General features: G+C 71.4%; 12 protein-coding genes. 2 read left to right on the top strand and 10 right to left on the bottom strand.

Features of this window, described 5'->3' with window-relative positions:
• Window positions 1-4: 4 nt before the first annotated feature.
• From AC27LF_RS03260 to AC27LF_RS03305, 10 genes are all read right to left on the bottom strand, one after another.
• The gene (locus AC27LF_RS03260) at window positions 5-808 is read right to left on the bottom strand and encodes a DNA glycosylase family protein (RefSeq protein WP_479655945.1); all 804 of its coding nucleotides are present in this window, start codon (window positions 806-808) and stop codon (window positions 5-7) included.
• A gap of 88 nt (window positions 809-896) precedes the next feature.
• Window positions 897-1,529, bottom strand: a complete 633-nt coding sequence (locus tag AC27LF_RS03265; protein ID WP_479655944.1) for a hypothetical protein — start codon at window positions 1,527-1,529, stop codon at window positions 897-899.
• A 26-nt stretch (window positions 1,530-1,555) separates the two neighbouring features.
• A complete protein-coding gene (locus tag AC27LF_RS03270; protein WP_479655943.1) occupies window positions 1,556-2,128 on the bottom strand; it encodes a hypothetical protein in 573 nt (190 codons plus the stop codon).
• Complete coding sequence (locus AC27LF_RS03275; RefSeq protein ID WP_479655942.1) at window positions 2,100-3,155, bottom strand: endonuclease/exonuclease/phosphatase family protein; 1,056 nt, start codon at window positions 3,153-3,155, stop codon at window positions 2,100-2,102. The genes AC27LF_RS03270 and AC27LF_RS03275 overlap by 29 nt, the downstream gene beginning before the upstream one ends.
• A 1,431-nt stretch (window positions 3,156-4,586) precedes the next feature.
• On the bottom strand, window positions 4,587-5,771 hold the full coding sequence (locus tag AC27LF_RS03280; protein ID WP_479655941.1) for a helix-turn-helix domain-containing protein: 1,185 nt from the start codon (window positions 5,769-5,771) through the stop codon (window positions 4,587-4,589).
• A gap of 463 nt (window positions 5,772-6,234) precedes the next feature.
• Window positions 6,235-7,263 carry a glycoside hydrolase family 6 protein gene (locus tag AC27LF_RS03285; RefSeq protein WP_479655940.1) on the bottom strand — a complete coding sequence of 343 codons (1,029 nt, stop codon included), beginning with the start codon at window positions 7,261-7,263 and terminating at the stop codon, window positions 6,235-6,237.
• Between the two features lie 131 nt (window positions 7,264-7,394).
• Window positions 7,395-8,120 carry a sortase domain-containing protein gene (locus AC27LF_RS03290; protein WP_479655939.1) on the bottom strand — a complete coding sequence of 242 codons (726 nt, stop codon included), beginning with the start codon at window positions 8,118-8,120 and terminating at the stop codon, window positions 7,395-7,397.
• Window positions 8,121-8,131: 11 nt separating this feature from the next.
• Window positions 8,132-8,680 (bottom strand): hypothetical protein, encoded by a 549-nt coding sequence (locus AC27LF_RS03295; RefSeq protein WP_479655938.1) that lies wholly within the window; start codon window positions 8,678-8,680, stop codon window positions 8,132-8,134.
• A gap of 91 nt (window positions 8,681-8,771) precedes the next feature.
• Entirely contained in the window at window positions 8,772-9,551 is a 780-nt protein-coding gene (locus tag AC27LF_RS03300) for an HAD-IIA family hydrolase (protein ID WP_479655937.1), read from the bottom strand.
• 441 nt (window positions 9,552-9,992) lie between these two features.
• The gene (locus tag AC27LF_RS03305) at window positions 9,993-11,198 is read right to left on the bottom strand and encodes an ROK family transcriptional regulator (protein ID WP_479655936.1); all 1,206 of its coding nucleotides are present in this window, start codon (window positions 11,196-11,198) and stop codon (window positions 9,993-9,995) included.
• Window positions 11,199-11,253: 55 nt separating this feature from the next.
• Here AC27LF_RS03305 and AC27LF_RS03310 point away from each other — a divergent pair, with 55 nt between their 5' ends.
• A complete protein-coding gene (locus AC27LF_RS03310) occupies window positions 11,254-12,333 on the top strand; it encodes a Gfo/Idh/MocA family protein (RefSeq protein ID WP_479655935.1) in 1,080 nt (359 codons plus the stop codon).
• Window positions 12,330-12,833, top strand: a complete 504-nt coding sequence (locus AC27LF_RS03315) for a heme-degrading domain-containing protein (protein WP_479655934.1) — start codon at window positions 12,330-12,332, stop codon at window positions 12,831-12,833. The genes AC27LF_RS03310 and AC27LF_RS03315 overlap by 4 nt, the downstream gene beginning before the upstream one ends.
• The last annotated feature ends 65 nt before the right edge of the window (window positions 12,834-12,898 follow it).

The following is a 12,898-nucleotide window of genomic DNA, read 5'->3' on the forward strand; positions in this document are numbered from 1 at the left end:
CAGGTCATCGTGCGTGTGCCCCCCAAGTGAGGGTGGCGAGGGTGAGGGTGTGCAGGGCGGTGCGGTCTTGCCGGGCCCAGCCGGTCCACAGGGGGCCGAAGCGCTTGTCCTTCTTGTCGGGCCAGGGGTAGGCGGGTGCGATCTGTGCGGCCCACGTGCGCACGGCGAGGTCGTCGTGCGGGTAGACGCTGAAGTCCCCGGTGAAGTCGGCGGCGGCCGCGCGCGCGGTCCATGGGCCGATTCGGGGGATGTCGGTCAGCGCCGGGACCAGGTTCTCGGCATCCAGGTGCTCCCAGGTGCCGTGATGCTGCTCGTAGTGCTCGGCTGCGGCCTGCAGTGCGGTGCGGTGGAACTTCGCGCCGACGACGGCGAAGCAGCTGTCGGGCAGTTCGAGGACCCTGGTGTGCGGCGGAGCGACGGCGAGGGGCCCGAAGGGGCCGTTGATGGTGGTTCCGTACGTGCTGCACCAGGCGCGGTAGAGCTTGCGGGCTTGGTCAGCGCGCACGACCTGCCGCAGGATCGCGGTGGTGATCGCATCCCACAGCCATGGGTTGGTCAGTCGCTGCGTGACGCCGAGTTCGGCGAGACCGGCCCGGAGTCCGGCGGGTGCGGGCGTCGGCAGGTCGGCAGGATCGGTGACGGTGAAGGACGGCTTGGCGTCCTCGTCGCCGTCCACGCAGTCGAGGTGCAGTCCGTGGGTGTCGTGGGACACGACCCACAGACCGGAGCCGGCTCGTACGGCACGCGCGCGGGCGCCGTCGTCGTAGCGGTGCCAGGCGGGGTGATCGGTCGTCAGGACGCCGGCCATGTGAAGCTCCTCATGGTGTGCGGTGAGTTTGGCCGTAGCCTCTCGCGTCACAGAGGTGCGGCGCGCCGGGGCCACGCAGATCCGGGCATCAGTTGATGAGGCGTCGTCGGATCAGGTATGTGCGCATCGCCTGGTACTCCTCCAGCGTGGGCGGGCGGGACTCTTTCGGTTTATCGCCCGGGATGGCGGGTGCCGGCCAGGTCGCCGGGGATGGCATCAATTCTTCGGCTGCGTGGGAAAGCCTCTTGCGGCGTGGGCCGCGAACGAACAGGGTGACCGTGTCCGGTTCCATCACCGCTTGGTGCACCATCGCGTCGCCGAGCGTGTAGGTGCTGCCAGGCTTCTCGATCGTCACGACGGCGGGCTCAAGGTCGGCTCCGGCGAACGGGCCGGCCCAGCCGTTGGTGCGGCGGCTGACCACATGCACGTAGCCGCCGGTCAGGATGCGGGTGGCAAAGGCGTAGCAGTGATCGTGTGGAACCAGTTGGTTCTCCGGTCGGGGGTTCATGTTCAGGCGGATCTCGAAACCGCGGTCGGGGGCCTGGTAGAGCGACAGCCGGTTGAGGAGCAGCGTGACGCGGCTGGCGTCCATGCGCTCTTGGTCGTGCAGCACTTCGTTGACGAGCCGTGTCAGCAGTTCCCGGTCCCGGGCCAGCCGGTGGAGCAGGGTGTGGCTGATGCGCTGCACCTCGCGGAGATCACGCAGGTCGAGAGATGGCACTCGATCGAGCCATGAGGCCGCGGTTCTCAGCATCGGCCACCCGCCACGTCGGAAGGCGGGCTTTTGAGTGCCCGACGGGCTCGCCAGGCAGCGGCTGCGTACTCCTCGCCGGAGAGCTCGTCCGCGCACGCAAGGGAACCGGAGGTAGCGAGCACCTGCACCGCGTTGATGCTGCTTTGGGTCGCGCACAGCGTGCCCGGGTGCACGGCGAACACCTGCTCGGTGGCGAAGCTGCGCGCGTACTGCGGGTTCCCGGCCCGCATGTCCCCAGGCTCCTGATATACCTCCAGGTTCACGGGACCGGCGACGGTGAGGACGACTGTGGGAGCGTCCACCGACCACGGTGTCATGACGGACTGAGCCGCCATCCGCAGATAGAGCGCGCGATCGTCCGGGCTCGGCAGGGGCAGGTGGAAGTGGCCATGCGCGAGGAACGCGATGGCCGGCCGGGGCGTGTCGGTGCTCAGGGCGCCCAGGATGCGGGTGATGAGAGGCGCGAGCCAGCGTGTAGCTGCTTGCGCAGAAATCGCGGGGGTCTCGGCGGGCTCTCGACCCTGTTTGAGGAGTTGATCAACGAAGGCGGGGAGTAGGGCGTTCAACAGACACCTCCCTTGGGAGGGGTAGCGCCGATTGAACCCGGCGCAGGGCAGTGACTTCGTTCTTTGCGACCTGACCCGAGTCGGGGGTCAGCGCGTGGTACAGCCCGGGGAGGCTGAAGGTGGCTACGACAGGCGGGTGGTCAGAGGCCTCGATCACCTCGTCGTTGACGACGACCTCCACCCGGACCAGGGCTCCGGCGATCCGCGGCGTTGAATAGATGCGGTCGATGCGCCGCCTGGGCCCTTGATCCTTGCGCCACAGAGAGGCCGTTGGAGCGAGCGGGTCAGGATCTTGCTGGCCGAGGACCTTCGCGGCGTGGTGGGCCAGGTCCACGTAGACGGACGGCTGCCCGTCATGCTCTCCCGCGAGGATCTGGTCCGGCACGGTGTCCGTGACGCGTTTGCCGTTCCGCTCGACCGTCCGGGCCTCGAAGTAGGCGCGGTCCTCGACCTGGCTCCAGTCGGTGGGCTCCGCCGTCTCGTCGTGCTGTCGGTGCGGCTCGCTGTTGCAGTCGCCGCCGAGGACGACCTCCGTGCCCCGCTGCCTCAGAGCGGTCAGCCGTCTCGCTTCCCTGGCCCGCGTCTCCGGGTCGTAGGGACACAGGTGGAACGACGCGAGCGCCAGTTTCTTCTGCGCTCCCTTGAGCTGCACCACCGGGTTGCACACGGGGTGCCAGAGGTTCGACCGGAACTCGAAGAACTGGACCGGCTCGCACAGGTACCGGTCGACGTAGACACCGGTGGGGTTGGCCGACTCCCGTGTGGCACCGGCGATGAACGGGATGTGGTTGCCGAGTCGGCGGGCCTCCGACCAGACCATGCGCTGGCCGTGCATGGTGGCGCGCGTGAGTTCCTGACGGAGCAGCACATGCGGCCGGAGTTGGGTGAGGACGTCCATCGCCAGGTCCCAGCGTCCGACGGGCTTGTTGTTGTCCGTTCCGTTGTGGTCGATGTTCCACGAGACGACGCGGAACTCCTCGTCAGGCGGGCTCAACAGGTCCCCCTCGGCGGTGTTTTCGTCGGCCACAGAGCGTTCCCTCCATCGGAGTGTGGATCCAAGGTCGGTCGGTGCCGGGGCCATCAGGGGACGTGGCCCCAGCACCTCCCCGCCCGCGCCGAATGCCGTTCGTGATGCGGGCGGGTTCTGTTCCTGCACCGGTGTCCACGGCTGAACGGCGTCCCGGCTACCGAGGCAGGGGTCTACGAGGTGCCGGCCGAGATCGGTTGAGCCGGCGGCGTGTTACACCGTCTGCGTACCTGGTCTCGCGACACGTTCCTGCACAGGTCGGTGAAGCGTCGGTTCTCTTCCTCCTGTAGGCGGGCCATGGGGACCATGCCGGGTACGGGCCGCTCGGCGAGCAGGACAGCGATGCCGGCCAATGCAAGGGCGGTGAAGAGAGACAGCTTCGTCATGGGGCTCGTTTCTGTGTAGGGCCTGCGGCCGGGGCCGGATCCTCCCGGGCGGCCGGGGTTGGGCCGTGCTCGTCGGCGTCCTGGGGCGACTCCTGCCGACGAGCACGGGGCCAGGGGGTAATGCCGAGCTGTGTGGCGAGCGCGGCGTGTGGGGTTGGCTCGGGGCGAAGCTGCGCCAGGGCCTCGCGAAGCGGCCCGGTCGGGACGAGCCTGTCGCTCCCCCGGCCGGAGCCCGTACGGGCCTGGCGGCACCGTCCTGTTCAGGAACGGCAGCGTGATCGTGTGGGGCCCACCGAGGCCGGCAAGTTCGCTCTCCGAGACACGTTTCTGTCCGGCGAGTACGGCCTACAGCCGCTCTGCGGCACTTCGGCGGCTTCGGCGCACCGACGGGTCACTCGATTACCTCGTCGGTGAGCCGACCGTACAACTCGGCCTGAGCGGCTACCTCTGCGTGCAGTTCCGTCCACGTGGCCGCAACGACCGTGTGGCACAGCGGTTGTGCGCTCGTGCCGTACTCGGCCTTGAGGGCGTCCACCGGGTACGGAGAGGCCGCGTACCAGTGCGCCGTGGTTGTGCCGTCGGGCTCCGAAGAGAAGGAAGTCCACCCCTTCGGCAAGCACGGGCGCCCCGCCTTGTGCTGCTGAGTCAGGGGCACTGTGCCGTCCCCTTCGCGGCACAGCCCGTGTGCCAGTAAGCGACGGCGGGAGAGGCGTCCCGGCCTGGGAGCATTCCCCGGCGGCAGACCTCAAGGCTCTTGATCGGCTTCAGGCACGAAGGGCACGTTTCGCCCTTGGGCGCGTACGTCATGTATTCCCATTGCCCGGCGTCGGTGTCCGCCTTGGTCGTCGAGCTGACCCCCGCTCGCTGGCTCAGCATGGGGATTCTGGTTGTATGGGGCACGTCGTCAACCCTTTGCCGGTTGGTGGCCACGCCCCCGGACCGGTCGCACGGTCGCGGGGGACTTCTGACCCTGGCATCGTGCCGACAGACGAAGGCCGGAACTATCAGTCATCGCTGATAGCTCCGGCCAGGGCTTGACACTACGTCACATATGAAGCCACGCACCATAGTTGCTGAAGGTTTCAGGCATCCTGCGCTTGGCTGCCTCCAGCCCGGCGTATGTCTCGCGCACCGTGGGGTGATACCGCGTCTGCTGCGGTGCCAGCTTGCGTGCCGTCAACAGACTTTTGAACGCTGCATCCGTGCGTCCCGTCCACATCTGTGCTCGCGCCACCTCGGCGTGATGGTGTGCGAGTCGCGACGGAGGCCACCCATCCGGGATCGTGATCTCCTGCGCGGAGTGCACGGCTTCCGGATACAGGTCCAGTTCAGCCAGCACGCTCACCCGGTGGACGCCGACGTTGGTCGGTCCGAAGGACAGCCAATGCACCTTCTCGGCCGGACCGGTCCGCTCCGCGATGCGCTCTGCCTCGCTGAGGTGTCCTTCTGCCGCGTCCTTGTCCTTGTCCCGTCCAGCCAGCACGGCGGCGCCGAGGTAGAGCTGTCCCGTGACGGCATCCGTCACACGCCCCGGCTCTGCCTGCTCCAGGGTGGCCATGCCCAACTGGACCAGCCGCTTGCCCGTCCGGTAGTCGCTGGCCCGGAGATAGGCGAGTGCCCGCAGGTACTGGCGCATCCCCCCCAGCACGGGGTCAGAAGCCCGCTGCGCTGCCCAGTCCATACGGTCGAGCGCCACTGTGCACAGGTCGGGAAACCCGAGTTTCGTCGTCACGTCGTACGCGGTCCGGTACGTGCTCGCGAGCAACCGCCAACTGCGGTCTGCCGGGTCCCTGTGCGCAGTTGTCGTGGCCTCGTGGATCAGGCCGGGTAGGTCGGCGGCCACCTGCTTGATGTTCGTCGCACGGACCATGGCGCACAACCTGTCCGCGTGTGCCTCCAACTCCTCAACGGGGCGCGGAATCACATCCGGGTCCGGGCCGAGATCATAGATGTTCAGGGCTTCGCGAATGGGGTTGATCAGGCCGTCCAGTTGATCCTGCCTCAGTTCTTCGAGGTAGGGCTGGCCGGTCAATTCGGTGACCGCAACGGACAAGGCGCGGGCGAGTGCGCCGATCACCGAGGGGCTTGGGGGCAGGACGCCCTGCTCCACCTTGGTCAAGGTGCTGTAAGAGACGTGCGAGAGGTCGGCCAACTCGCGTTGCGTCAACCGGCGGACTTTGCGCGTGTGCGCGATGCGTGCGCCTGTGTGCTCGTCAGTGTGCAGGGGCATACTGGTCTCCGTTCTGCATCGACACCAGAACGGTACCCCTGGCCCCGTGCCCGGGAACTGAGATCCGCCCCGTCGCACCTGGGCGGGGGCCGTTTCGTCCGGGCGTGAAGTGCAGTAATGCCGCGCGTGGACACGCCGCCGGCCGTAGCGGCTGTTGGGCGGGAGCTGCCATGGGGCGCTGAGGGACGGGCCCACTCGCCGCGTCGAGACGTGGGCGGGGCACAGTCGCAGTGCTGGGCCGGGCCGGCTGCGGGTCCGTTTCGGCTGGGTGCGTTGGCGCCCCTTCGCCGCGCGAGCTTGGGCTTCTTTGCGACTGCGGGTGCGTCGTCGCTGATCGCGCAGTTCCCCGCGCCCCCTACCGGGGCGCCGCCCCGCGCACGCTTGACGCCCCTGCGGCTGCGGGTGCGTCGTGGCTGGGCGCGCCCACGCGGCGGAGCCGCAGAGCGATAGGGACCCGCGCCCCCTACGGGGTTGACGCCTTTGCCAGTTTTAGGGCGTAGGTGGGCCACCAGTTGCCTGCCTTGGGGCCGCCCTTGCATTCGCCGTCTGATTCTCCGGGGCGTTTGATCCACAGGTAGGCGTCGGCCAGGGGGTCCGCCGTCTTCGTCGTCGGCGGATCGCCCAGCGCGCGGCCCGGCGGGTTGCACCAGCGTTCGTCCGGACTGCCGCCCGTGTAGGGGCCGTTGCCGTTGCGGCTGGTGTCGATGACGAAGTGCTTCCCGCCGACCTTCGCCGACAGTTGCTTGCCGTAGGCGAGGGAGTCCTCGGTGGAGTAGAAGTTGGAGACGTTGACGGCGAAGCCGTCCGCCCGGTCGATGCCGGCCCACTGAAGGGGTTCGAAGATCTGGTCGGGGTGGCCCCAGCCGGCGTTGCCCGCGTCCAGGTACACCTTCGTGTTCTTCAGGGACTTCAGCTTGCCGATGGCGCCCTTGAGAAGGTCGTAGCGCTCCTCGTGGAACTCCTCCGGGGTGCAGCCGTTGACCAGGTGGAGCACGGCGTCCGGCTCCAGGACCACCGTCGCCGCCCGGTCCCCGATGCCCCGGGCGACACCGTCGATCCAGGCGCGGTAGGCGTCACCGTCGGCGGCGCCGCCCTGTGAGTACTGGCCGCAGTCGCGGTGCGGGATGTTGTAGAGGACGAGCAGCGCCGTACGGTCGGTCTCGGCGGCGGCCTCGGTGAAGCCGCGCGCCTCCTGTTCCGGGTTCTCCGGGCCGATCCACTCCGCCGTCGGCTGCTCGGCGATCTTTCTGATCTGGTCGGCCTCGGCGTCCTTGCCGTCCTTCTCGTAGGCGGCGACCTGGCGGGCCGCGGTGCCGTCCGGGTTCACCCAGAACGGGTCGGTGTCCTTGGGCTGTTGGGTGATCCGGGCGCCCGCGTCGCCCGTTTCCTTCCCGTCGTCCGACGAGCATCCGGTGACCAGCAGCGCCGCCCCCAGCAGCACCGCGGACACCCGTGCCCGTGCCGAAGCCGGGACCCCCCTGCTGACGTACATCCAACTCCCCCCTGGGCGCACTCCTTGCGAGGCTCAATCCTGGCATACCCGCCGTCCCGGTCACGAGGCCACGACGGTCCCGCCTTTCCCGGGCGGCGACTTGGGGGGAGCGAGCGAGACGACGGGGCGCCTCACCGGCCCGTTCCCGTCAGGTACGCCGACACCATCACGTTCGCGGCGCCCTCGCCCGCCCGGCCGGCGGGTGCGGCGCAGGCGATCAGCCGCAGCTCGGCGCGGCCAGCCTCGCGGGGCCCGGGGGCCCGCCCGGCGTCGCAGCGGTCGCGGGGCAGCTCGCGTACGTCGTCCACGGTGAACTCGGCGACCGTGCCGTCGTCGCGGGCCACCCGGACCGTCTCGCCGGGCCGCAGGGCGCCGATCCGGTCGAGGACGGCGGGCCGCGTCCCGGTGTCCGCCCGGCCCACCATGACGGCGGTCCCGGCCGACCCCGGCTTGGTCCCGGCGGCGTACCAGTCCACGGCCGCGGACCGGGTGGCCGACGGCGGTCCGGCGGCGTCCCTGCCGTCCTGCCCGTCCTGACCACTCTGGCCGCTCTGGCCGTCCCGCCCCTCCTGGCCGTCCTGGCCGTCCTGGCCGCGGCCGACGACGGATGCCCGCACCCCGAGTCCGGGGATCTCCAGGCGCCGGGGCAGCGCGACCGCCAACGGCTCGGCCGCCGGGGGCAGTTCGGTGCCGGCCGGGCGCCCCACCGCGGCCATGTCACCCGTGGCAGGACCGAACACCCCCGGCGGTACCTCGGCCGCCTCGCGGCCCCACAGCCACAGCCCGAGCAGCAGCAGCGCCCAGAACACGCCGACGGCCAGCCGACCGGCCCCGGCGTGCCGCACACGAGAGGACATGACGGGCACTCTCAGTCCTTGCCGCGGCCCCGGCGGGCGCTGCGCAGCCCGACGACGACCGCGGCGAGGCCGACCAGAACGACACCGATGACCGCGTGCACCAGGCCGGGGCCCGCGGAGCGGATGGCGACGGAGGCGAAGTAGGCGGTGTCGCCGCCCGCCGCGTCGGCCGGTGCGGCGGGCGGGTCCCCGGGCCGTACGCCACCAGCCGGGAACGCGGTGCCGGGGCCGTCCCCGGCGACCGTGACCGTGCCCGTGATCCGCGTACCGCCGCAGGCGATCCGCACGTCGTGGGGGCCCGCAGGGGCCGTCGTACGGATCCGGGTGCGGCCGGTGAGGACGCCGGACGAACCGGTGAGGATGCCGTCCCGGGCGAACGCGCCGGAGACCGCGGTGCCCGTGCTCGTGTCACATCCGGTGACCCGCAGGTCCACGTCGGCGCCGGGGGCGGGGGCGGCCGGAGCCACCGAGACCCCGCCGCCGTCCGCCGCGTACGCCGCCGGTGTGAGCGCCGCGGCGGCCAGGATGCCCGTACCGAGAGTGAGGGGTAGTGAGCCCATCGTGAAACCTCCAGTACCTGGAGGGTCCCCCGTGGGCCGTGGGCCCGCATCTTCGACGGCGTCCGACTGCGCCGTTCGGGTCACAGAGGTTTCAGATGCGGTCGACGAGGTCCGCGATCGAGTCCACCACCCGGGACGGCCGGTACGGGTAGTCCTCGACGTGCTCGGGCCGGGTCAGGCCGGTGAGCACCAGGTACGTCTGCATGCCCGCCTCGATGCCGGCCAGCACGTCGGTGTCCATGCGGTCCCCGATCATGGCACTGGTCTCGGAGTGGGCGCCGATCGCGTTCAGCCCGGTGCGCATCATCAGCGGGTTCGGCTTGCCCGCGAAGTACGGCTTGCGGCCGGTGGCCTTGGTGATCAGGGCGGCCACGGCACCGGTGGCGGGCAGCGGACCCTCGGTGGAGGGGCCGGTCTCGTCCGGGTTGGTGCAGATGAAACGGGCGCCGCCGAGGATGAGCCGCACCGCCTTGGTCATGGCCTCGAAGGAGTAGGTGCGGGTCTCGCCCAGCACCACGTAGTCGGGCTCCTGGTCGGTGAGGATGTAGCCGATGTCATGCAGCGCGGTGGTCAGTCCGGCCTCGCCGATGACGTACGCGCTGCCGCCGGGCCGCTGGTCGTCGAGGAACTTGGCGGTGGCCAGCGCGGAGGTCCAGATGTTGTCCACCGGCACGTCCAGGCCCATACGGCGCAGCCGCGCGTGCAGGTCGCGCGGGGTGTACATGGAGTTGTTGGTGAGGACCAGGAACGGGCGGGCGGACTCACGCAGCTTCTTCAGGAAGGCGTCGGCGCCGGGGATCGGCACGCCCTCGTGGATCAGCACACCGTCCATGTCGGTGAGCCAGGACTCGATGGGCTTGCGGTCTGCCATGTGCTTCGGTCTCCTGGCATGCGTACGGTCATGGGCGCCGGAACCACGGCGTACCGACGCCCCCAGCGTAAGGGCTGCGCCGAACCGGCCGTCACGGGCGGTCAGCCGACCGTGGCGACATCGTGACCGTCCACGCCGACGCCACGTGCGCCGACCGCGCCCCACCCCCGCGCCCCCGCGCGGGGGTGGGTAAACGGGGCCGCTGCCCGGGGCGCGGCGGCACGCCGACGCGCGCGCCTGGGACCGGCAGACCCGAGCACCGCCCCCAGGCACAAACACCTACCGCACCCCGCTCCCCCCGCGAGGGGCGCGGGTGTTGGGAGGCGACAGGGGTGGCAGGCGGGGGTCGGCTACGGCTCCCGCGCCGGGCCCCGGGGTTGAGGAACGACAGGGCTGGGAGGCAGAGGCCGGCCGCCCGGGGCGGAAGTGCGGCGGCCGATGTCAGCCGTCCCGGCGGCCGAACAAGGGCGCCAGCACCATGTGGGCCGCGCCCCGTGCGACCCCTCGGCTTCCGCCGGCCGCGAGCCGGACAGAAGTCGCGTCGCCTGGCGTGCCCTTGCGGTGGGCCCGGTCCGCCAGTACGGCCGCCACCCCGGGTACGAACTCCCCCGGCGCCGCCGCCACGGTCCGGCCGCCCAGCAGCACCAGGTCGATATCCAGCAGCCCCACCAGATTGGCCGCCCCCGTACCCAGCACGCGCGCCGCCTCCGCGAGGTCACCGCGGGCCACGGCCGCCAGGCACAGCGCCTCGACGCAGCCCCGGGCGCCGCACCCGCACACCGGCCCGTCCAACTGGATGACCTGGTGGCCGAACTCACCGGCCCCGGTGCGCGCCCCGCGGTGCACGCTCCCGCCGATCACCAGCCCGGCGCCGAGCCCCGTACCGAGGTGCAGATACGCGAACGAGTCGCCCTCCCCTGCGACGGCCAGCCCGAGCGCCGCCGCGTTCGTGTCCTTGTCGACCACCACGGGCCGCCCGAGCCGCCGCGCGAGCGCGTCCCGCAGCGGGAATCCGTCCCACTCGGGGAACCCGGTCACCCGGTGCAGCACACCCCGCGCATGATCCAGCGGGCCGGGCAGCGCGACCCCGACGCCGAGCGGCGCCCCCGGCGCCCCGGGCAGCAGCTCCTCGACCTGCCGGGCGGTCCGCTCGACCACCGCGTCCGCGCCGGCGCCCAGATGCAGCGCGGACCGCGCCTCGGCCAGCACCGCCCCGGCGAGGTCGCAGAGCAGCACCCGTACCTCGTCCCGGTCCAGATGCACTCCCACCGCGTGTCCGGCCGCCGGCTCCAGCCGCAGCACCGTCCGCGGCTTGCCGCCGGTCGACGCGCGCCGCCCCGCCTCCGCGGCGAGACCTTCCGCGCGCAGCCGGGCGGTGATCTTGCTGACGGCCTGCGGGGTCAGCCCGGTGCGCTCGGCCAGTTCGAGGCGGCTGATCCCGGCGGTGCCCGCGGTGCGCAGCAGATCGAGCACGAGCGCGGTGTTGTGGCTGCGCAGGGCGAGCAGGTTGGCGCCGGCCGCCCCCGCCGCCGCGCTCCCGATGCCCGTCACGCCACCGCCCGCCCAGTCCGCCCAGTCCGCTCCGTCGGTTCCGTCGGTTCCGCCGCCCGCCCTGTCTGCCGTGTCTATTCCGTCCGCCCGGTTCACGCCCCCATTCTCTCCGACACTTGCACTTTGGCAACAGCGTTGTGAAAGTGGGCGCATGACACCTGGTACGACTGGCACCCCCCTTCGCGTGGGCCTGATCGGCTACGGCCTGGCGGGCTCCGTCTTCCACGCCCCGCTGATCGCCGCCACCGGGGGTTTTACCCTCGACACCGTGGTCACCGCGAACCCCGAGCGGCAGGAACAGGCCCGCGCCGCCTTCCCGGACGTACGGCTCGCCGCCCGCCCCGACGAGCTGTTCGACCGCCCGGACGAGCTGGACCTGATCGTCATCGCCTCGCCGAACAAGACGCACGTCCCGCTGGCCACCGCCGCGCTCAAGGCGGGCCTGCCGGTCGTGGTGGACAAGCCGCTCGCCGGGACGGCCGCCGAGGCCCGCGAGCTGGCCGCCCTCGCCGAGCAGCGCGGCCTGCTGCTGTCGGTCTTCCAGAACCGCCGCTGGGACAACGACTTCCTGACCCTGCGCAAGCTGCTGGCCGAGGGCGCGCTGGGCGACGTATGGCGGTTCGAGTCCCGCTTCGAGCGCTGGCGCCCCCAACTCAAGGGCGGCTGGCGCGAGTCCGGCGACCCGGCGGAGATCGGAGGTCTGCTCTACGACCTCGGCAGCCATGTCGTCGACCAGGCCCTGGTCCTGTTCGGCCCCGCCACCCAGGTGTACGCGGAGTCGGACGTGCGCCGCCCGGGCGCCGAGACCGACGACGACACCTTCATCGCGCTCACGCACGCCGGCGGCGTCCGCTCCCATCTGTACGTCTCCGCGACGACCGCCCAGCTCGGGCCCCGCTTCCGGGTGCTCGGCTCGCGGGCCGGCTATGTGAAGTACGGCCTCGACCCGCAGGAGGCGGCCCTGCGCGAGGGGCTGCGGCCCGGCTCCGGCTGGGGCACCGAGCCCGAGTCCCTGTGGGGCCGGCTCGGTTCGGGCGAGTCCCCGCTCACCGGCGGCGGCACCCCCGTACCCACCCTGCCCGGCGACTACCCGGCGTACTACGCCGCGGTGGCCGACGCCCTCACCGGCGCCGGCCCCAACCCGGTCCCGGCACAGGCGGCGGCCGACGCCCTCGACGTACTGGAGGCGGCCCGCCGGTCCGCCCGCGACGGCGTGGCGGTGACGCTGTGAGCGGGCACCCGCGTGTCACCCCGCGGTCCACACCCGAACTGACCCCGAGCGTAGAGGAGTTGGAGGCGCAGGAACGCCGACTGGTGTTCCGCAGGTTCAGCTGCGAGGACGCCTGGGCGCTCGGCTCGCTCCTGGTGGAGCTGGCCCGGGAGCGGCAGGCCCCGGTGGCCATCGACATCCATCGCGCGGGCCAGCAGCTCTTCCACGCGGCGCTGTCCGGCGCCACCCCCGACAACGACGCGTGGATCGCCCGCAAGCGCCGCGTCGTGGAACGCTACGGCGCCTCCTCCTACCTGGTCGGCGCGCGCTTTCGGGCCAAGGGCACGACGTTCGAGGAGTCCTCCCGGCTCGACCCCGATGTGTACGCGGCCCACGGCGGATCGTTCCCGATCACCGTCGCGGACGTGGGTGTGATCGGCGCGGTCACCGTCTCCGGCCTGCCACAGCTCCAGGACCACCGCCTGGTGGTGGAGGCGCTGGAGCGGTTCCTGCGGGATTAGCGCGCCCCGGGACTATCCCGAGGCTCCCTCCGGTTGAATCGTCGTAACGGACAGCGATCATGGAA

Source organism: Streptomyces diversicolor (assembly GCF_057537855.1).

Bases quoted from the DNA above. Each gene is read 5' to 3' on its own strand.
- AC27LF_RS03300 (WP_479655937.1), bottom strand. From the start codon at position 9,551: ATGGCAGACCGCAAGCCCATCGAGTCCTGGCTCACCGACATGGACGGT.
- AC27LF_RS03285 (WP_479655940.1), bottom strand. From the start codon at position 7,263: ATGTACGTCAGCAGGGGGGTCCCGGCTTCGGCACGGGCACGGGTGTCC.
- AC27LF_RS03290 (WP_479655939.1), bottom strand. From the start codon at position 8,120: ATGTCCTCTCGTGTGCGGCACGCCGGGGCCGGTCGGCTGGCCGTCGGC.
- AC27LF_RS03295 (WP_479655938.1), bottom strand. From the start codon at position 8,680: ATGGGCTCACTACCCCTCACTCTCGGTACGGGCATCCTGGCCGCCGCG.
- AC27LF_RS03280 (WP_479655941.1), bottom strand. From the start codon at position 5,771: ATGCCCCTGCACACTGACGAGCACACAGGCGCACGCATCGCGCACACG.
- AC27LF_RS03260 (WP_479655945.1), bottom strand. From the start codon at position 808: ATGGCCGGCGTCCTGACGACCGATCACCCCGCCTGGCACCGCTACGAC.
- AC27LF_RS03310 (WP_479655935.1), top strand. From the start codon at position 11,254: ATGACACCTGGTACGACTGGCACCCCCCTTCGCGTGGGCCTGATCGGC.